The following is an 18,189-nucleotide window of genomic DNA, read 5'->3' on the forward strand; positions in this document are numbered from 1 at the left end:
AACCATGACAAATCGTAACAAAGGAATTGTATTACTGCTCATATCAGCGTTCGGTTTCTCCATGATGGCTGCCTTAGTCAAGCTGTCCGGAGACGTTCCAACCGTGCAGAAGACACTGTTCCGGAACCTCGTTTCCGCTGTCATCGCTTTTGGATTTGTACGCTATAATAAAGAGCGTCTGTTCGGAAAGAAGGAAAATCAAAAGCTTCTGCTTTCCAGGTCCGCTCTCGGTACCATCGGGATGGTTCTATACTTTTACGCCATTGATAACCTTGTGTTGTCCGATGCGGATATGCTGAATAAACTGAGCCCGTTTTTATTAATTATCTTCTCTGCCATCTTCTTAAAAGAACGGACGAGACCGTACCAGCTTATCGCCATTGCCGTAGCTTTTGCAGGAACGCTCCTTATTATCAAGCCGGCATTTTCACTTGAATTCATCCCATATGCGGCCGGCCTGTTTTCTGCGGTATTCGCTGCAGGAGCCTACACGCTGCTCCGCGTCCTTGGGGATAAAGAGAAATTCTACACCATCGTGTTCTACTTCTCTTTTTTCACAACGGTAACCTTGCTGCCGTTCACGATCGCTTTCTACGAACCGATGACAGCCAGGCAGTGGGCCTATCTGCTGGGTGCCGGTGCATTCGCGACGCTCGGACAATTCGGTCTGACGATTGCCTATAAATTCGCTCCAGCCCGTGAAATTTCCATCTTCTTTTACTCCACGGTTGTTTATTCGGCCCTGATCAGCATTCTGCTGTTCGGCCAGATTCCAGACCTTCTGAGTGTTGCTGGTTATTTCACTATATTTGGTGCTTCCCTTTACATGTTTTTGAAAAACAATAAAGAAGCAAAAAAGCAGGCGAAAGCCTCATAAACAAGAAAAGGACGGAGCCGCTGTGCTCCGTCCTTTCTGTTCTATGGATCAGTCCCCGCTGTCTCCTGCATCTCCGCTGTCCGCTCCCATGATTCCAGGTGCGTAGAACGAGGCATCCCGTTTTTTCTGATGCAGGCTTGGCTTTTGCTGCTTCCTTAATGGATTTCGTATAAGGTAGACAAAAACCATGGTGAAAAAGATAAGGACGCCTCCAAGCCCGAGTATGGTTTCCCACATGTTCTCTCCCCCCTTTTTTCTTCTTTACGAATCAGCTCCCCTTTAAGATTCAAAATATTAACAAATTATAGACACCTTCCGCTTCCTTTGGTATATTTAAATGATTCATAAAAGGAGGGGCTATTGATGATACCTGAAAAACTAAACCAGGGGGATGAAATACGGGTCATCTCTCCAGCCAAAAGCTTGTCCATCATCGCTCCCGAACAGCAGGAGCTTGCTCGCCAGCGCTTCAAAGACATGGGGTTTACAACCAGCTTCAGTACGTACGCAGCAGAAGCACCGACGCTTTTTTCCAATCCTGTGGAACACAGAATCTCGGATATTCATGAAGCTTTTAAGGACCCAGCTGTTAAAGCTGTGCTTACAACATTGGGAGGATACGACAGCAACCAGCTGCTGAACCGATTGGATTATGATTTAATTAAAGCCCATCCCAAAATTTTCTGTGGATATTCGGATATTACAGCATTGTCCAACAGCATCTACCATAAAACAGGTCTGGTCACTTACAGCGGCCCACACTTTTCTACTTTTGGAATGGAAAAAGGTCTGGACTATACGCTGGAGCATTTCCGGACCATGTTAACAACAAACGATCCTGTGGACATCGAACCAGCCGCTCATTGGAGTGATGATGCGTGGTACCTTGATCAAGATGACCGTACGTTTTACCCTAATCAAGGCCCCGTCGTCATTCAGGAGGGAAAAGCATCCGGCACGTTGATCGGAGGAAACCTGTGTACGTTCAATCTGCTGCAGGGAACCTCCTTTATGCCGGAGCTTGCCGGTACGGTTCTTTTCTTGGAAGATGATGAGCTTTCCAATCCAGAAACCTTTGATCGCGACCTGCAGTCGCTGATTCAACAGCCTGGATTTGATCAAGTGCAGGGAATTGTGATCGGCCGGTTCCAAACGGCTTCAAATATGGATTTTGATACACTGACCGCTGTCATTGAAAGCAAACCGGAGCTTGCTCACCTCCCTGTCATTGTTCAAGCTGATTTCGGCCACACCAGCCCGATTTTCACCTTTCCCATCGGAGGATATGTAGAAATACAGGCCGGAAAAACCCAAGTCAACATCCGTCTCCACGGATAACAAACCGTTTTTTAAAGCTGCGGGGTGTTTTCCACAGCCACCAGGAGAGCACCAATCCCTTTCCGCCCCGGGATCTATTGGGCTCACGTGGAGCGCACGGTGGTGACGCCTCCGGGAACGTCGTGAGCCGATGTGGATATTCACATATCAGGGACAGGGCCACGAAAAGACAAATCCTTTTATATAAGCAGAAACCCCTGTTTCTTTACAAGCTTTTTTCTTTCTTACCGCCAGGAGCGAAAGGGGAACCGCTCCTTGGGAGTTATTTAACATCGAAAAAGACTCTCCTTCACCCAGCTCACCCTTGCTGGATGGAGGATAATCTTTTCATACTCCGGCAGGCAGCCGTTATCAGCGCTGTTCCTTCACTTTTTCTTTTCCACGCAAGCGGCCATAGCGCATCCCATGCCGTTCTTTTGAATCTGCACACCTGCATAGGGCACAACCTCTCTTCTCTATATTCTAACGTCGGTACGAGGAGCGTTCGGTGGTGATGCCTGCGGGAACAGCACGGGCCGAAGATCCACTTGGGCAGGCGACGTCAGCTGTGGGCGTGCCCACGGCATTCATTCACCAACAAGCGGAATGTGACCCTTCACACGACAAATGGACAACTCTAACTGGTTACCCACAGACTTTTTCTACAGTCAAAAACCACCCGTACAAGGGTGGTTTTTAGTTAGTTAACGAGGTCGTATAAGCGGTACACTTGTCCGTTCGTAATTTCCTGATCCAGTAGATTCATGAGCACCTCAGCCACTTCCTCCGGAGAACGCAGGACATTTTCTTCCTTCATCTTTTTGAATTTATCCACATCGGCAAACGCGGATTCACTGGAAGAACGGATTTCCTGCTGCATATCCGTATCCATGACCCCGGGACTAAAGGCTAGAATTGTATGGCCGCTGCCCTCCTGCTCAAGAGCAAGCGTCTCTGTAAAACGATTCAATGCAGCCTTGGAGCTGCTGTACACACTCCAGCCGTGGATACTCTTTTCAGCAGCTCCGGACGTAACCATCACAATGCCAAGCTTGACGCTGGCTTCGGACGCTGCTGGAAGCAGTTCATTAATAAGCAGGATCGGAGCTGTCACATTAATCTGCATGTGCTTCTGCACCGCTTCAGCATCAAGATTCCCTGCTGTTTCAATCGGTTCCACCACACCGGCATTGTTGACAACGTACACGTATTCCGACTGTTCATGAAAAACTTTCTCCTTTACGACAGCTGCAACATTCTTCAAATCGGCAGGATCATTCAAGTCTGCCTCGATGTGCTCAAAACTTCCAGCTTTCTCCCCATTCAGAGCATCCAGTTTTGCATTTCCTGAACGGGAAATCCCTAAGACGTGGACGCCCTGCTTCATGAATTTTTCTGCCACCGCTTCCCCAAGTCCACGGGATGTGCCGGTAATGACTGCATATTTCATGTCATATCCTCCTTCTTCTTTCCATAGATAGAGGGAACCGATCCTGTCCCTCTTCCAAAGCCGGCTCTGCTTTACATCGAACTTTTCAAGCGATATGATGAACAAAGCAAATGTGTTCGTGCAAAGGAGCCGATCATGAAGTATTTCTTTCTCTTCATTATTTACGTTGCGGGCCTGGTCGTGTCGAGTCTCGGCCTTGCCCTGATTATAAAATCCGGCCTCGGTGTAGGGCCGGGGGACAGCATTGCCGTTGGTTTGTCCATGCATTTACCAGTCACTGTCGGAAGCGTGATGATTGCCGCCTTCATCATCCTTCTTCTCGTTAACGCGCGGCTTGAGCGGAAACGGCCGCAGTATGAATCGTTAATTCCGATCATCCTGCGCGGCCGCACCCTTGATCTGTTTTTGTACGGATCGTTGGAAAACCTGGATGTACAGGTATGGTGGGGCCAGTGGGGCATCTTCAGCCTCGGCCTCCTCGCCACAGCTGTAGGGATATCGGTATACCTCCGCACCCCGTTCCCGCGTATCCCTCTCGATCATTTCATGATGATCATGAACGAGAAAACCAATCAGTCCAAAAGCTCCATCCGGATCTTTTCCGAATCGGGAATGGCATTGATCGGCTTTTTACTGGGAGCTCCTGTCGGCTTTGGAACGTTGATAGTGGCGATTCTGCTCGGCCCGCTTATTCAATGGACCTTCCAGTGGGCCCGTCCCATTGCCAGGCTCTGGTCAGATTCCGAGAAACAGGCCGCTCAAAAAGCGTGATGCTCTCATCACGCTTTTTTTGGGAGGTTATTTTTCAAAAGTTAAGTGAGTAACCCCTGTTTCTTCAAGTTTCCGTCCGATTTCTTCCTCGATTTCCATCCGCTTCTCCATCTGCTCTTCTGTGAGTTTATCGCCAAGCGGACCATAGATGTTCGTCAGTTCTTTCTCTGAGAGCTTTTCCACCAGCTTGTCCCAGAAGCTGAATTCGTCATATTCCTCGACATGGGTATCCATCAGCCTGGATTCATAGTCCACATCAAGATCATGGACACCCAGCTGCTCATGGTGCGTAATCTTGTCTTCCAGACCGCCCTCTTTATATTTTGACAGAACGGCTTCCCGGACGTCCTCAAACTGCTCATCCAGCTCCATTTTTGTCGAGTTGACCATCCATGTTCCAAGAAACACCGCTTCTACAAGCTTTTCATATTGGTCCTGCGTTAAATCCAGCTTTACATTCGGCACGATTTCCGCCCCTTTCCTTGATTTCATCTGCATTATAGCATACGTAAAACCACAGCACACAAAGAAAGCCGGCAGCGCTTCCGGCTGCCGGCTGTTTTTCATTTATTCCGCTGCTGCTGTAGAGAAGAGGCATGCCTCTTCCGGAAGTCCTGCATCCTGCTCATAGCACTTTTGAAGCGTCCGTGTAACCGGACCCGGCTTTCCATCGGCGATGATCAGCTCATCCACTTTTAAAATAGGCATGACTTCAGAGGTACTGCTGGATAAGAAGACTTCATCCGCGTCCTGCAGATCTTCTAATGAAAATGTTTCTTCAATGAATTCGATGTTCTCCTGCTGACAAAAAGCTTCTACACGCATCCTTACACAGCCGTGAAGAATGTTCTTTTTAGCTGGATGGGTATAGACCTTTCCGTCCTTGACCAGATAGGCATTGGATGAACTGCACTCGGTCACTTCCCCATCTTTATGAAGAATAGCTTCATAACTGTCCTTCTCTTTAGCTGCCTGTTTAGCCAGAACATTTCCAAGCAGGTTCAAACTCTTGATGTAGCACCAGTCCCAGCGTACATCATCATGTGTAATGGTGGTTACCCCATTTTTCAACTTCTCCTCAGGTCTTGGGAGATCTTTCACATAAGCGTAAAGGTTCGCCTCAATCTCATCAGGAAAGGCATGATCCCTTGGAGCGGATCCTCTTGTGATCTGCAGGTAAACCTTGGCATCACCAGTGACCTGGTTTTTCTCAAGCAGCTCGTCAAGCTTGGCATACAGGTCCTCTTTCTTATAAGGAACCTGGATTTTTATAGCTGCTGCGGAACGATATAACCGCTCCACATGCTCATGAATTAAGTAATACCGGCCGCCGTAAATACGGATGACTTCATAAATACCATCCCCGAACTGCAGCCCGCGTTCTTCAAACGGATAGCTCAGCTCATCCTGTCCGACAAAATCATCCTGCGTCAAAATATGGTTATAAATCGTCATTCTTTACCTCCTCAGCATTCCATTACAGATTAAGAACTAGTTTAACAGAAAACGCGGACCATTTGTTCTTTCTTCTGTAAATCTTTCTGTATCACGAAAAATACACGGCGCACACCCTTGAAACAGAAGGATTGAAGACCTTCCTAACAACAGGGTATGCGCCGTCTTTACTGGATGTTTGGTTCTATTTCAATATCCGCTTCCACCAGGGGAAGGTGATGCGGTGTCCGTTCTCCTTCTTCCTTTTTCATAGGGTAGAAGGCTACATGAAGGTTTTTCAACGTGTCATCATAATGAAAGTCATCAAACTGCACATAGCGGAATGTGGAGAAGGTGCCTTCCACAATGCCCTCGGTTTCTGCATTATAGGTCGTTCCATTAGAGTCCACCGCTTTGACGAGAAATTCAATTTCTCCGTCTTCCAACAGCCAGTCCACGTCTTCCAGCTCGATCAGCGCGTCTTGGTTTCTATACCACATCCCGAAATACAACCCTGTCGAATCATTACGGCTGTAAAGCTTCGTAACAAGGATGCCGTTTCCCAGTTCACTGACTTTGCTCGTTAACGCCTGAGGATGCTGCCTGGGCTCGTCCATCATCGGATACAGGCGGTCTTTCGTAAGACCATTCAATTCCCGGTTGTCAAAGAAAAACACGACCGCAAGCGTAAGGACAGCCAGAAAACCCAGAATTGCAAGACGGACGTTACGCATCATGCCACCCCTTCTGCAAACGTTTTATTATTTACTTATTATAGCAGATGCAGCGCCCTTTTCATGAAGAAAACTGCCCTTTTTCAAGAGCAGTTTTACACTTACACATATTTTTTCTGAACTTTTTTACCACTGTAGCTGAAGATGACATCGCGCCCTTCCACTTTCGTCTCCATATGCACCGGGCGTCCCCACAATTGATACACGTAAGGAAGCGTCTTCTCCAGGTAACTGACGTCCAGCTCCACGTCTTCATAATGGTGCTTCAAGTAGAGCTCTCCGCTTTTCACGTAGTCTCCGTCCTGCACGGTTAAATAGGGAAAGCCACCGTTGACTCTCATTGTGACAAGCTGATCACGGACCGCTTCATGATCTTTATCCGTAATCTTATATTTCTGCCCCTGTTTCTGGAACAGGTACAAATCTTCACGGCGGACAAGCTCTTTCGTTAAATAGTTGCGGATAAAGCTTTGATCGGATTCGATCTCTCTGACTTCGTACATCTTCTCGCGGCCCGTCCCTGGAACGACGCCGTGCTTTTTCATCTCTTCTGAAGGATTGTCATAGCGCTCCTCGATATCTTCAAAGATCTTCAAACCTAAGTAATAGGGGTTGAGCTGGGTTTTGGAAGGCTGGACAACACTTGCGTTCAATTTCGCAAACTCGATCGACTCGTCGCTGGTCAGATCCATTTCACGCAAGATTCTCGCATGCCAGTACGAGGCCCATCCTTCATTCATGATCTTCGTTTCGAGCTGAGGCCAGAAATACAGCATTTCCTCCCGCATCATCGTCAGGATATCCCGCTGCCAGTCTTCAAGCTCCCGGCTGTACTGTTCAATAAATAAGAGCAAGTCCTTCTCCGGACGAGGCGGAAACTTCTTTTTCTTTTTGAAACGGGGCTGATCTTCCGATGACGATTCATCAATGTTCCATAAGTCATCATATTCCGTAAGCAGCGCTTTTTCTCCGCTGCTTTCCTCATCATCCACCGACCATGCCAGCTTCGGTCTTACGAGAGAGGGATCGATATGTTCCTGGATCGCCAGGACCGCATCCAGGAAGGACTCCACTTCTTCCTTACCGTAGAGCTTATCATAGGCAGCAATCCGTTCTGCTGTGGCAGCCATACTTTCAACCATGTCCCTTTTCGTATTTTGAAAACGGGCATTGTTTTTAAAGAAATCGCAGTGGGCAAGAACGTGAGCGACAATCAGCTTATTTTGAATCAGGCTGTTGGAATTCAGTAAAAACGCATAGCAGGGGTTGGAGTTGATGACGAGTTCATAAATTTTGCTGAGCCCGAGGTCATACTGCAGTTTCATTTTGTAATACTGCTTTCCGAAGCTCCAATGGGAAAACCGCGTCGGCATACCATAGGCACCAAATGTATAAATAATATCATCAGGACAGACTTCATAACGCATCGGGTAAAAGTCGAGCCCGAATCCCTTGGCGATTTCCGTAATTTCCCGGATCGCGTATTCGAGCTTTTTCTGGTCATCTGGTTTCAAAGATGCCCCCTCCTTCAGTTTCGCTTACCTTACTATATGAACAGGAAAGAGCGAACATGAAGGTTACGGGCATGTTATATCCACCCGCTATAGAATTTTAGCCATCATGTATTCATCCACAAGCTGCCCGTCCACCATCAGCGTCCCCTGCTTTCTTCCTTCTTTTATGTATCCATGCTTTTCATAAAACCGGACAGCCCTTGTGTTCCGAACCATCACAGTAAGCTCAAGACGCAAGATCCCATGGCCCCGCGCCTATGAGTCTACATCATCGAACAGCTCATCGGCCACTCCCGTCCCCTGCACCCTTTTCTTCACCCCTGTAATGATCCCTGCCGCATGCCGGTTTCTCGGAGCAGACCCTCCTAATACCGTGACATGCCCGTTCAGTCCCCCCTCGTCTTCAGAAAGAAGGAGCAGTGATCCTTGCTGTTCTCTGCAATGCTGAATCATTCCTTCCACACGATCGAGCGTCCACGTGCGTTCATCCCTTCCATAAAGCAGGAAGTCTGTCTCTCCCTCAAGTTCTGCCATCAGCCTTTTGTAACGTCCGGCATCATTTCTTTCCGCTGTTCGAATCACAGGCTTCCCTCCAGAATAGGTTTTTCTACAGCTTAACAGAAAACACCGGCAGGCATCCTTTATACATAAAAAAACCAGCTTCCCGGAAAGGAAGCTGGTGTATCCATTAGGAACGTTCATCTGGGAATATGCGGTCGACCATTTCTCCGAATTCACGGAAAAATCCCTGCACAGGTTCGCCATTTTCAACATCATCCACATAGTTGTTCGTCAAGTCGACGAAATCAGGGTTTGTAGAAATATATACGTTGTTGATATCCTGGTCGGAATTTTTTACCGCTTCTTTGATCTGCTTTTCCATTTTATCGGAGACTTCGTTTTTATCTCCTGCTGGATTATCAAGTTCAGCGGCAACGTAGGCGTTATCACGGGTTTTCAACACGTAGGCGCGATCCACCCCGTCCACATTTTTGATAATACGGTTGGCAGCATCTTTAGCTACATGGTAGTTCGTATTGTGGACCATGCCGCGGTCATTGTCGTATTGATTCGCTTTCCGGCCTTCCTGATACATGTTGTCGGCCTCGCGCTCAAAAGTTGTATTTTCAACCCCATTGTAGTTACCGTCATTGCCGGCTTCCTGTTCCGCCTGACAGGCGACAAGAGAACCCGCTGCTAATAACCCAAGGGCAAGTGTCTTAATTTTCATTGGTATTCCTCCTTTCCGATTGCTTTTAGTATGTGTGTCCAAAACGCAAATATGCGGTTGTAAAATCAACCATAAGAAAACCCAGATCCTTGTAGGACCTGGGTTTTCTTTCAAACGAAAGGAAGACTCCACCATATATGTATAAAGATAAGGTATACGAAAAGAATAGCATTAACAAACATTAAAGATGCTGGGACAAGTTTGAAGATTTCCTCCGTTTTCTTATAGCTTATCCTTAAGATGATAAAACCGCCCACAAGCAGGAGATACAGACTGATGAACCACACCCAGACATAGGAGGTATCACCATCCAATCCCGCTTCATATCCGATCCCATAAACAAGCCAGGGCACAAGAAAAGCAAGAATGGCCAGGATCATAAAACGCTGACTGCTTTTTATGTAATACAGCGAAATGACGGCTCCTGCCAGGGATGCACATCCAATCACTTCACTGATCGTAATCATGACTCTCTGGACACTGTCGGCTTCAGCTGTTACAAAGCTCAGGAATAAGAATAAGCTGAAGGCGGCAAGAAGTCCCGTGTGCGCATAAAGCTGCTGTTTCTCCGACATCCGAACGTCTCCCTCCGTAGATATAGCAAAAACTTTCCATTCCATCATAACAAAATTTCCATGGATCTGCGGAAGAAAAACGCATTTTTATGTCGAGTCTGGAAGAACTGTGACGATCTTTCAGTGTGGGGATGACCGCTGATGGAGATACTAAAAACACTTCTTTCATAAAGGAAGTGTCAGCGATGAATACGTACGATTATGATAAGGCTCTCCATTATATGATATGGGGACAGTGGGATGATCTGCTTGTCCTTATGGTCCGGACCAATGATGAACTTTTGTCCAAAAAGATTGAAACCTTTCTGCATGCCTGTTATTACCCGAGCCGGCACAAAGACCGCCTCCATTCACACGAGGCCCTGCTCAGCTATATCGATCATGCTCAAACCACAACAATGGAAAGCCTTTCCTTATAAAAAAACCGCAGAATTCGCTTCTGCGGTTTTCTCATTTCACGTGTTTATCTTCGCTCCTGATTCGCTGGACAGCCATAGGTGATGGATCATCCAAAACCGTTGTGAACGCACGCGCCCATTCTTTTGTCCATTCAACATCATCCAATGACTGCGTGTCGATAGAAACATGCACCATACTCGTTTGAACCTGGTAGGGACCAGCTTCTTCCATGACAGCGTGGACAAATGCTTCGACCGCCGCCAACCCTGAGGAGTTAAGGACAGACTTCTGCTGGACAGGGTGTTGAAAAGCCGTAATGATTTTTCCTGACCTCTGCTGCTTCATAGCTGGAAACACCGCCTTGACGGGAAGGAAAATGCCCTGTACGTTCCGCTCATAAGTACGCTGCCACTCTTCCACCGTGACGCTTTCCAAAGAACCGGAGTCCTCAAAATAGGCATGGGTGACAAGGACATCCACCCTTCCAAAGGCATTCCGGGCAGCCTGGACAACATGTTCCATATCGTTTTCTTCTGTGACGTCCGCCTGAAAAGCAAGAACACGTCCAGCTCCCTTCTGCTCCAACACTTCCTTAAATAGAAAAATATCCTCCGAATAACCGGTTACAGCAAGGGAGGCACCTTCGGCCGCCAGCTGGAGCGCCGCCTCTCTTCCCATGCCTTCTGCCGCTTCAGTTACGACGACTGCGGTATTTCTTCTCACAGCCATTCCCCCTTTTTAAAAACCTTCGTGATTCCCATTACTTGTTTTTTCCATATGTTCATCATATCAAACCATACCCAGTGGCCGCTTCTTATTTACAGAAGATTCACATAGAATTTCTGATTTGAAATATATGAATTGAAACAGTTCATAATTCGATGTATGATGTACGGGAAGAGGTGTGGCCGATGAATGGATTTGAAAAGCGGAAGGAAAGAAAAAAGCGCAGCATCCTCGATGCTTCCCTCTCCTTATTCGCTGAATATGGAGTACAGAAGGTCAGCATTCAGGAAATCGCAGCAAAAGCCCAGGTCTCCCAGGTGACCATTTACAATTACTTCGGTGGTAAAGATGAACTCGTTTTTGAAACGATAAAGAAGTTCTTCTACGAGCGGTTCGAACAGTTTCGGCATATTGTACGGGACCCTGACCGGAGCTTCAAGGATAAAATCAACCATGTCATATTAGAAAAGAAAGAAAATATTCTGCATCTGGACCCAGGCTTTCTACAAACCGTTCTCACAGATCACCCTGGAATTCAGGAGTTTGTTCAATCGTTTACCCAGAATGAAACCATCCCGCTCTTAATGGAATTGATTGAACAGGGAAAAAAAGAAGGAGACGTACATCCCGATATTTCTTTCCGATCGATTTTGTTTTTTATCAACGCTTTTTATCAAGCTCTGCAGTCAACGGATCACATGTTTGATGAATCGATTGCAGCCTTTACAGAGGAAATTACCCATATGTTCTTTTATGGGCTGGCTGGTGACCAGAGTCAGCACTTGAATCAATAGAACCATAAAAAAAGCTGTCGAATAATTTTCTACAGCTTTTTTTATCGTCACCCTCATGAATACATGAAGGAAATGTCACGAGGATCTTGGAGGCGATAAGGCCCCGCTGTATGATAGACCGACATGCAGGCAGCCCTCGGTTTTCCGAGAGCCCGGATGTCATATCAGCTTTTTTTAACGCCATTTTTTCACATACCATTGAATCAAATCATTGACCCGGCTGCCGAACAACTTCTCTCTCCAATAAAGGTCTGATGTCTGGGATACGACATTATTGCGCGCGGGATACGGGTGAATGATGTTGGAAATCGATTGGAACTTTTTATTCAGCGCTTGGACGGTTCCTACTTCCTGCATCCATTCGCCTGCCCCTTCGCCGACCGCATGGGCCCCCACAATGCGTCCTCTGCTGGTCGTCAGGATTTTCACTAAGCCTGTGGTATTCCGTTCCGCCATAAACCGGTCATTATTTTCCAGTTTCGTTTTGAACGTCAACAGTTTATCGCCGTATTTTTCTTTTGCTTCCTTTTCTGTTAAGCCGAGATGATAAATTTCCGGTGCCGTGTACACCACCCATGGAATCTTCTCATAGGAAGCTTTCCGGGAAAGACCCAGCACAGCGTTGGACACGGCGATTTTCCCTTCCATGCCGGCGACATGTGTGAACGGCATGGACCCGTTACAATCCCCGACGGCATAGATGTGATTCTGTGACGTTCTTAAAGAAGCGTTGACGGTAACCGCTCCTTTTTCTGTCTCCACGCCTGCATGTTCGAGCCCGAGACTACCGGTATTCGCTTTTCTTCCTGTCGCAACAAGAAGCTGTTCAGCCTCAAGCGTGTTTTCCACGCCGTCTTTTGTATAAACGACCTTGACTCCGGTCTGCGTCTTCTCAATGCGGTCTGCCTTTGCATTCGTCAAGATGTTCATTTCACGGGAAGCTGTCTGTTGGGCGATCCCCGCAATTTCCTCGTCTTCATTAGCGAGGATCGTATCATTCCCTTCCAATACCGTCACGTCTACACCAAGACGGCTCATGGCCTGGGAAAGTTCAATGCCGATAATCCCGCCGCCGATAACCACCATGGATGCCGGCCGCTGACGCAGAGAAAAAATGGTTTCGTTCGTTAAGTAATCGACCTCATCCACTCCTTGGATCGGCGGGATGAAAGGGGAGGACCCTGTCGCGATGACAATCCGCTTGGCCGTGATCGTCTTTTCGCCTACGCGGAGTGTATGCGGGTCTTGAAAGACAGCTTCTGCTTCATACAGATCGATGCCCATATCGATAAAACGATCTTTGGAATCATGGTTCTGCACATCCTCTACCGCTTCAGCCACACGCTCCATTGCTCCACTGAACAGGTGATCGTAGTCCTCATTAGAGAAGGATTGATAGTGAGAACTGGTGTGAACCTCTTTCGCAGCTTGTATGAGGGCTTTGGACGGCATGCACCCGTAGTGAAGACAGTCGCCTCCAAGGTTCGGCTTTCTTTCAATAAGAGCCGTTTCTGCACCGAAGCTTGCAGCTCCTGCGGCGACGGTAAGGCCTCCTGATCCGCCCCCGATCACCGCAATTTGATAATCATAATCCATCGTCTATTTCCTCCTCATGCTTTCGTAATGTTCTGAGATGCCATTCATCCGCTTCCGGTTGACCCCCATATCCGAATACCCTGTACGGGAGGCGGAACGGAAGTGGATCACCTGTTCATCCTGATCAAAATAAAATTCCACATCATCCTTGAATTTCATCCATTTAGACTTGACGATGCCGTGGATATAATTTTCTGTTTCCGTTTCAATCGTCGTTCTCTCCATCTGATGGAGCACTTCCTTCATGACCTGCTTAGAGGTTTCCAGATCATTGGTAAATGGAAGAGCATTCATCTTTTTATCCTGCTGGTCGGTCTGTGTGGACACACAATTGGGGGAGGACGGACATTCTGCCAGACGGCCGTCTTTTACACCCAGATACGGTTTACTCATCACTATTCCTCCTTTTACTCACACTACCTCTATATTCACTCAAAATACAATAAAAAAACACTCCCCAATAAATCAGGAGTGTTTTCAGTCACATGGAATACTTTCTTAAACACAGGACATGCCTTTTACGGTAAGGTCTCCGGGACAGGATCATTCCCATTATTACTGGTGGCGGGACTGCGGGAAGACCGGTCTTCATGATGAAGGTCGAATTCTGCTTTCCCGGGAAGAAGCTCCGGTTCTTTTTCCTGATCGCCCCCAGGAGACTGTCGCTCAATGGAGTTCTGCGGTTCTACTTTTGGATGGGCAGGGACTGCATCAGAAAAATCGTCAGAAGATTCACTGGTATCCTTTTCACCTTGAGATGCCGGTTTTTGATAAAAGGATTGTATGATTTCTTTGTCCGTATCATCAATGGTTTCCGGGATATTCTCTGTGTCTTCGTTCAGATTCTCCTCATCCGTGAGCCGTTCGGCCATCCATTTATTCACAGAAAGATCGTCGTCCTTGGCCTTTCTGCGCCATTCGTCCGGAATAAGGTAGGCCGCTACAGTCATCTGTTTGGACTCCTCGTTCAGCGTACCTTCCATTTCTTCTAAGTATTGGTGATCAAAGTCTGATTCCAGATAGCTGATGCCGATGAGCACCTGGTTCCCCTCATTTACAAAACCGTTATCACGGCTCGCTTGAATCAGGTCCATTGTTACATCCGAAGCATCTTCCTTCTTCCAGTCTGAAAGAAGAGCGACAATTTCCTCCGCTTCAGCGTTGTTCGGCTCGATGTCGAGCACCTGCATTCGATCATTCAACTTAAGTTCAACACTAGGGTTGATGTCTATATTTATATAAGCAAAGGCCTGGTTGCTGCCATGCCAGGAGTATGCGGGAATTAAAACCATTAGAAAAAGCACAGCCGCCACGACGGCTTTTGTATAACGGTACTGCAGCATCTGTGACCACTGCCGGGCCGCTTTACTTGAGGGGATGGATTGAAACTGTACTTCTGTCCCCACTTCTGCATGAGCAATCGTAACAGCTCGATAAAAGCGGCCTTCATTCGTCATGACAATCATATACTCTTTCTTACGCTCCATGACAATGCCTGTTTTCACATGCCCACTCCTTTCAAATAGTCCTTAAGATATATATAATCCCCCTTAAAAATGAGTACGAGAGCAATGATGAATTTCCGATTTCTCTCCAGTGTCTTTTTACTGACATCCACACGGTCGACTAAATCTTTAATGGGAAGGCGGCCTTTTTCAAGTACCTGTGCGCGCAGATCGTGATCATCATAAACGAGTCGGGCCACTTGTACCGCTGATTCCCTTGCGTCCCGATGCTTGGGAGATACTTCAATCAATTCTTCAAAGGAAAGCCTGTACCGCTCCAGCTCCTGCTGGAATTCAAGGATCTCCTCCCTGCGGTGCCAAGCTTCCGTCTCCAATTGATGCCGCTCTCTGGCTGCGGAGATTTCCAATGGATTCTCCATCTGTTCCTCCTCATGGAAGTCCTCATCCAAAGAGGTAACGGGTGGACGCTTCTGCTCATTACGGATATAGTCGATCACTTTCCGTTTGATTACAAGACGGGCGAAGGATAGAAAGGAACTTCCTTTGTTCGAAGAGTAGGATTGAATCGCTTCATTGAAAGCGAGCAGTCCAATACTGAATTCATCATCTCTGGCAGGGTCTATATATCTTTTACACACTTCAGAAACACTTTTGGCGATAAAAGGTTGATACTGCTTGAGCATTTCGTTTCTTGCTTCGTCATCTCCCTCTTTTGCGGACGCTACTTGTTCGTCCAGGGAGGCGTCGTTTTTGTGAAAAAGACGTTTGATCAACCTTTACCACCTCCAGCCTACTAATGTTTTCGTATAAATCCGTCTATTTCTGGGTGTTTATCTATAAATTGTTTCATTTATGTTACAGATTTGTATCAACCAATATGCCTGAAGTATGTGTTTGAATGGGTTTTGGGCATAGATATTGCATGTAAGCATGACCATTTTACTCAAAGAAAGGGGGACTGGTCTACCACATGAGGTTTACATTTTATTAAATAATCATTTCAAAATTCAGGCCATTCGTCCCCTTTTCCATCCACCTTTCGCCAATGGGACCGTATTCTACACCAAATGACAAAACTATCATCCAGTTTCCCACACCGGAACAGGACTTTAGAACTAAAAAAGAAGCTCCAATCATGGAGCCTCTCCTGACTGTTCATAATAATAATCAATCGGTACAGCCAGTCCGACACGTCCTTCGTCTTCATCATTCATTGTAGCATAAACGACGGCGATGACATCCCCTTCCCCGTTGATGACTGGACTACCGGAATTCCCACGGTAGATGGGGGCATCCAGCATGAGAACCTCCTGCTCCATACCGGAAACGTCCGTATAACCGAGCACATTTCCTTGATTAGCGATCCCGGAGAAACGAAGGGGGTTTCCAATGAAATAGACATGCTCATCCCTCTGAAACCGGGTGGAGGCGGCGAGGTCCAAGTGGGGAAAGCCTCCCTCCCCATCCGCCTGCAGGACGGCGAGGTCCACCTCAGGGTAAACGGCTTGAACCTCAGCACTAAACAATCCCTGCTCAGGAAAAGCTACAGCAATCCGCTTTTCCCCTTCGATGACATGATGATTCGTCAAAATCGTCCCGTCTTCAGATACTGCAAAGCCGGTGCCCTTACTCTGCCCTGCTTCTACAACGACGACGGCCTCTTTGTATGTTTGAATCGTTTCGTCATTGGATAACTGAGCCGAGGTCATCAGGAAATCCACCGCCGGAATGGAAAAGGTATTGGGCAGAGCTGCCGTTACGTTGACAACCATAACCCCGGCAATCAGCCAGAAAATCCATCTGGGAAAAGGACGCTTTTCTCTGCGCTGTTCCCTTTCTTCACGATCCCGTTCCAGTGCTTTCCGCTTTTCTTCCTGCACGAGATCATACAACTCTTCTTCATCTATTTCTTCATACAAATCCTCATCAATGATGTCTCTTTTTTTCTCATCTTGATCACTCATCGGATTTGCCTCCAACTCTTTTGAATTAGAGAAGCCCATGATCTTGCTCATGCGTTCTCCGCTTCATCATTGTATCACGGTTATGGATGAAAAGCCGACCAGCAAAAACGCGGTGGACATTTCCCGGGAAATACGACATTATTTTTGATAGATCAGTTTCCATGCTGTGAACCATAAAAAAACATACGCTCCGGACGTATGTTTTTCCTCGGTAACCTGCCGGAGGCTCACTCAAAACCCGCTCGGCAATTATATAATTTTCTGACCTTCCAGAATGACTATGGCCAGGACAAGGATGATGATGCTGACAAAAACAATGGAAAGCGGCCGGGAAACATTGGCTCTCTGGACCTCCTGCCATCGGACGGGACGAATGCCGCTGATGGAAAAGATCATAACGGCCGCAAGAATGATTGACATGATGTTGACTGTGACAAGCAGGAAGGCGCCGTAAGCTGACACAAACTCCCCGTCACCGATGGACATGCCAAGGGCGACAGAAGGCGGCAGTAATGCAACCGCTACCATAACACCGACAAGGTTCCCGGACAACCGGTTAAGAAAAGCAAGAGCTCCTGCTGCCCCGGAAGCTACGCCGAGCGGGATGTCGATCAAAGTCACCTTTGTCCGGTCCAGGTACTGACTGTTTTCCATTCCAGCATCCGTCACATAACCAAAAAGAATTGATATGGCTAATACGATGAGTACACTGTATAAGGAAGACAGAGCAGACTTACCGAGCAGCTTATAGTCTCCAAGGATGGCAGAGAAGGCAATGGAGATGACGGGGCCGATCATCGGCGCGATTACCATGGCACCGATAACGACCGCTTCACTGTCTTTGATGATCCCGACTGTTGCCACGATCGCTGAAAGCACGATTAATAGAGAATAGTTCCAGGAAATCCTGCTGTTTTTTTCTGCTGCATTCATAAGCTCATGACGGCTCGCTCTCAGCAGTTTCGCTTTTTCTGCCTCCTGCTCCTCTCCTTCTTCCTCCACCGATTCATTGATGGTTTCCTTGGATAAGTACGTCTGGACAGGGATCAGCATCGTTTCAAATCCTTCAACGACGTTTGAGACTCCCTCCAAATAGTTGAGGATTTCCTCGACATCACTGGTATCGGCGAGCATCCGGACGAGCATGCGCTCTTCAGACTCGCTGGAAATCCAATAGGACCGATGATCGTATTGTTGAAGCTTTTCATTGATTGATTCAAAGTGCTTATCCGGGATATAAACTTCTATCAGCTGCACATTCAACAGACCATCCTCCCTGCCGGCACATTTTTTATTAATGTCCCACAAAGAGAGAAGCGCATACGCCTCTGGTCCATTAAA

The 18,189-nt window shown here is 47.3% G+C and carries 22 protein-coding genes and 1 pseudogene; 6 read left to right on the top strand and 17 right to left on the bottom strand.

The genetic code is table 11. The features are described from left to right. Positions 1 to 4 precede the first annotated feature (4 nt). Complete coding sequence (locus tag H615_RS0118780) at positions 5 to 877, top strand: DMT family transporter (protein WP_027956584.1); 873 nt, start codon at positions 5 to 7, stop codon at positions 875 to 877. A 48-nt stretch (positions 878 to 925) separates the two neighbouring features. Here H615_RS0118780 and H615_RS0118785 read toward each other — a convergent pair whose 3' ends face one another. After that, entirely contained in the window at positions 926 to 1,114 is a 189-nt protein-coding gene (locus H615_RS0118785) for a hypothetical protein (protein WP_027956585.1), read from the bottom strand. 126 nt (positions 1,115 to 1,240) lie between these two features. On the opposite strand from H615_RS0118785, the gene H615_RS0118790 reads away from it, so the two are divergent. Together H615_RS0118790 and H615_RS0118800 are read left to right on the top strand one after the other, a co-directional pair. Then, entirely contained in the window at positions 1,241 to 2,215 is a 975-nt protein-coding gene (locus H615_RS0118790; RefSeq protein WP_027956586.1) for a S66 family peptidase, read from the top strand. Positions 2,216 to 2,702: 487 nt separating this feature from the next. After that, positions 2,703 to 2,894, top strand: coding sequence for a hypothetical protein (locus tag H615_RS0118800; protein ID WP_156896530.1), 192 nt, complete (start codon positions 2,703 to 2,705; stop codon positions 2,892 to 2,894). Here the strand turns inward: H615_RS0118800 and H615_RS0118805 are convergent, their stop codons facing one another. Beyond that, a complete protein-coding gene (locus H615_RS0118805) occupies positions 2,895 to 3,644 on the bottom strand; it encodes a (S)-benzoin forming benzil reductase (RefSeq protein ID WP_027956588.1) in 750 nt (249 codons plus the stop codon). Between the two features lie 135 nt (positions 3,645 to 3,779). Between H615_RS0118805 and H615_RS0118810 the strand changes: the two genes are divergently transcribed. Next, positions 3,780 to 4,415: a YczE/YyaS/YitT family protein gene (locus tag H615_RS0118810; protein ID WP_027956589.1), complete on the top strand. Its 636-nt coding sequence runs from the start codon at positions 3,780 to 3,782 to the stop codon at positions 4,413 to 4,415. 27 nt (positions 4,416 to 4,442) lie between these two features. Here H615_RS0118810 and H615_RS0118815 read toward each other — a convergent pair whose 3' ends face one another. The 8 genes and pseudogenes from H615_RS0118815 to H615_RS0118850 all read right to left on the bottom strand — a co-directional run bounded on the left by H615_RS0118815 (position 4,443) and on the right by H615_RS0118850 (position 9,903). Beyond that, entirely contained in the window at positions 4,443 to 4,982 is a 540-nt protein-coding gene (locus H615_RS0118815; protein ID WP_242520526.1) for a hypothetical protein, read from the bottom strand. Further along, positions 4,983 to 5,870, bottom strand: a complete 888-nt coding sequence (gene dat, locus H615_RS0118820) for a D-amino-acid transaminase (RefSeq protein WP_027956591.1) — start codon at positions 5,868 to 5,870, stop codon at positions 4,983 to 4,985. It lies immediately after the preceding gene. Positions 5,871 to 6,037: 167 nt separating this feature from the next. After that, positions 6,038 to 6,583: a hypothetical protein gene (locus H615_RS0118825; protein ID WP_035532710.1), complete on the bottom strand. Its 546-nt coding sequence runs from the start codon at positions 6,581 to 6,583 to the stop codon at positions 6,038 to 6,040. Between the two features lie 101 nt (positions 6,584 to 6,684). Further along, positions 6,685 to 8,097 carry a SpoVR family protein gene (locus H615_RS0118830; RefSeq protein ID WP_027956593.1) on the bottom strand — a complete coding sequence of 471 codons (1,413 nt, stop codon included), beginning with the start codon at positions 8,095 to 8,097 and terminating at the stop codon, positions 6,685 to 6,687. Positions 8,098 to 8,184: 87 nt separating this feature from the next. Beyond that, positions 8,185 to 8,340: pseudogene (locus H615_RS22445) on the bottom strand (GNAT family N-acetyltransferase); the annotation flags it as partial. A gap of 12 nt (positions 8,341 to 8,352) precedes the next feature. Then, on the bottom strand, positions 8,353 to 8,679 hold the full coding sequence (locus tag H615_RS21635; RefSeq protein WP_027956594.1) for a hypothetical protein: 327 nt from the start codon (positions 8,677 to 8,679) through the stop codon (positions 8,353 to 8,355). A 106-nt stretch (positions 8,680 to 8,785) separates the two neighbouring features. Continuing rightward, positions 8,786 to 9,328 (bottom strand): YhcN/YlaJ family sporulation lipoprotein, encoded by a 543-nt coding sequence (locus tag H615_RS0118845; RefSeq protein WP_027956595.1) that lies wholly within the window; start codon positions 9,326 to 9,328, stop codon positions 8,786 to 8,788. 110 nt (positions 9,329 to 9,438) lie between these two features. Further along, positions 9,439 to 9,903, bottom strand: a complete 465-nt coding sequence (locus tag H615_RS0118850; protein ID WP_027956596.1) for a hypothetical protein — start codon at positions 9,901 to 9,903, stop codon at positions 9,439 to 9,441. A gap of 185 nt (positions 9,904 to 10,088) precedes the next feature. On the opposite strand from H615_RS0118850, the gene H615_RS0118855 reads away from it, so the two are divergent. After that, entirely contained in the window at positions 10,089 to 10,322 is a 234-nt protein-coding gene (locus H615_RS0118855; RefSeq protein WP_027956597.1) for a YhdB family protein, read from the top strand. Positions 10,323 to 10,353: 31 nt separating this feature from the next. Here H615_RS0118855 and H615_RS21640 read toward each other — a convergent pair whose 3' ends face one another. Further along, entirely contained in the window at positions 10,354 to 11,025 is a 672-nt protein-coding gene (locus tag H615_RS21640) for an SDR family NAD(P)-dependent oxidoreductase (protein ID WP_051254770.1), read from the bottom strand. 188 nt (positions 11,026 to 11,213) lie between these two features. Here H615_RS21640 and H615_RS0118865 point away from each other — a divergent pair, with 188 nt between their 5' ends. Further along, positions 11,214 to 11,822 carry a TetR/AcrR family transcriptional regulator gene (locus H615_RS0118865; protein WP_027956598.1) on the top strand — a complete coding sequence of 203 codons (609 nt, stop codon included), beginning with the start codon at positions 11,214 to 11,216 and terminating at the stop codon, positions 11,820 to 11,822. 174 nt (positions 11,823 to 11,996) lie between these two features. Here H615_RS0118865 and H615_RS0118870 read toward each other — a convergent pair whose 3' ends face one another. The 6 genes from H615_RS0118870 to H615_RS0118900 form a co-directional block, all read right to left on the bottom strand. Then, positions 11,997 to 13,418 (bottom strand): dihydrolipoyl dehydrogenase family protein, encoded by a 1,422-nt coding sequence (locus tag H615_RS0118870; RefSeq protein ID WP_027956599.1) that lies wholly within the window; start codon positions 13,416 to 13,418, stop codon positions 11,997 to 11,999. A 3-nt stretch (positions 13,419 to 13,421) separates the two neighbouring features. Next, positions 13,422 to 13,811 (bottom strand): DUF1499 domain-containing protein, encoded by a 390-nt coding sequence (locus tag H615_RS0118875; protein WP_027956600.1) that lies wholly within the window; start codon positions 13,809 to 13,811, stop codon positions 13,422 to 13,424. A 125-nt stretch (positions 13,812 to 13,936) separates the two neighbouring features. Beyond that, on the bottom strand, positions 13,937 to 14,923 hold the full coding sequence (locus H615_RS0118880; protein ID WP_027956601.1) for an anti-sigma factor domain-containing protein: 987 nt from the start codon (positions 14,921 to 14,923) through the stop codon (positions 13,937 to 13,939). Next, complete coding sequence (gene sigI / locus H615_RS0118885) at positions 14,920 to 15,657, bottom strand: RNA polymerase sigma factor SigI (protein ID WP_027956602.1); 738 nt, start codon at positions 15,655 to 15,657, stop codon at positions 14,920 to 14,922. The genes H615_RS0118880 and sigI overlap by 4 nt, the downstream gene beginning before the upstream one ends. A gap of 360 nt (positions 15,658 to 16,017) precedes the next feature. Beyond that, positions 16,018 to 16,848 carry a S1C family serine protease gene (locus tag H615_RS0118895; protein WP_027956603.1) on the bottom strand — a complete coding sequence of 277 codons (831 nt, stop codon included), beginning with the start codon at positions 16,846 to 16,848 and terminating at the stop codon, positions 16,018 to 16,020. Positions 16,849 to 17,097: 249 nt separating this feature from the next. Beyond that, complete coding sequence (locus H615_RS0118900; RefSeq protein WP_244877777.1) at positions 17,098 to 18,105, bottom strand: TIGR00341 family protein; 1,008 nt, start codon at positions 18,103 to 18,105, stop codon at positions 17,098 to 17,100. Positions 18,106 to 18,189: the final 84 nt, after the last annotated feature.

The sequence above is a fragment of the Halobacillus kuroshimensis DSM 18393 genome, assembly GCF_000425705.1.
GTDB lineage: Bacteria > Bacillota > Bacilli > Bacillales > Halobacillaceae > Halobacillus > Halobacillus kuroshimensis.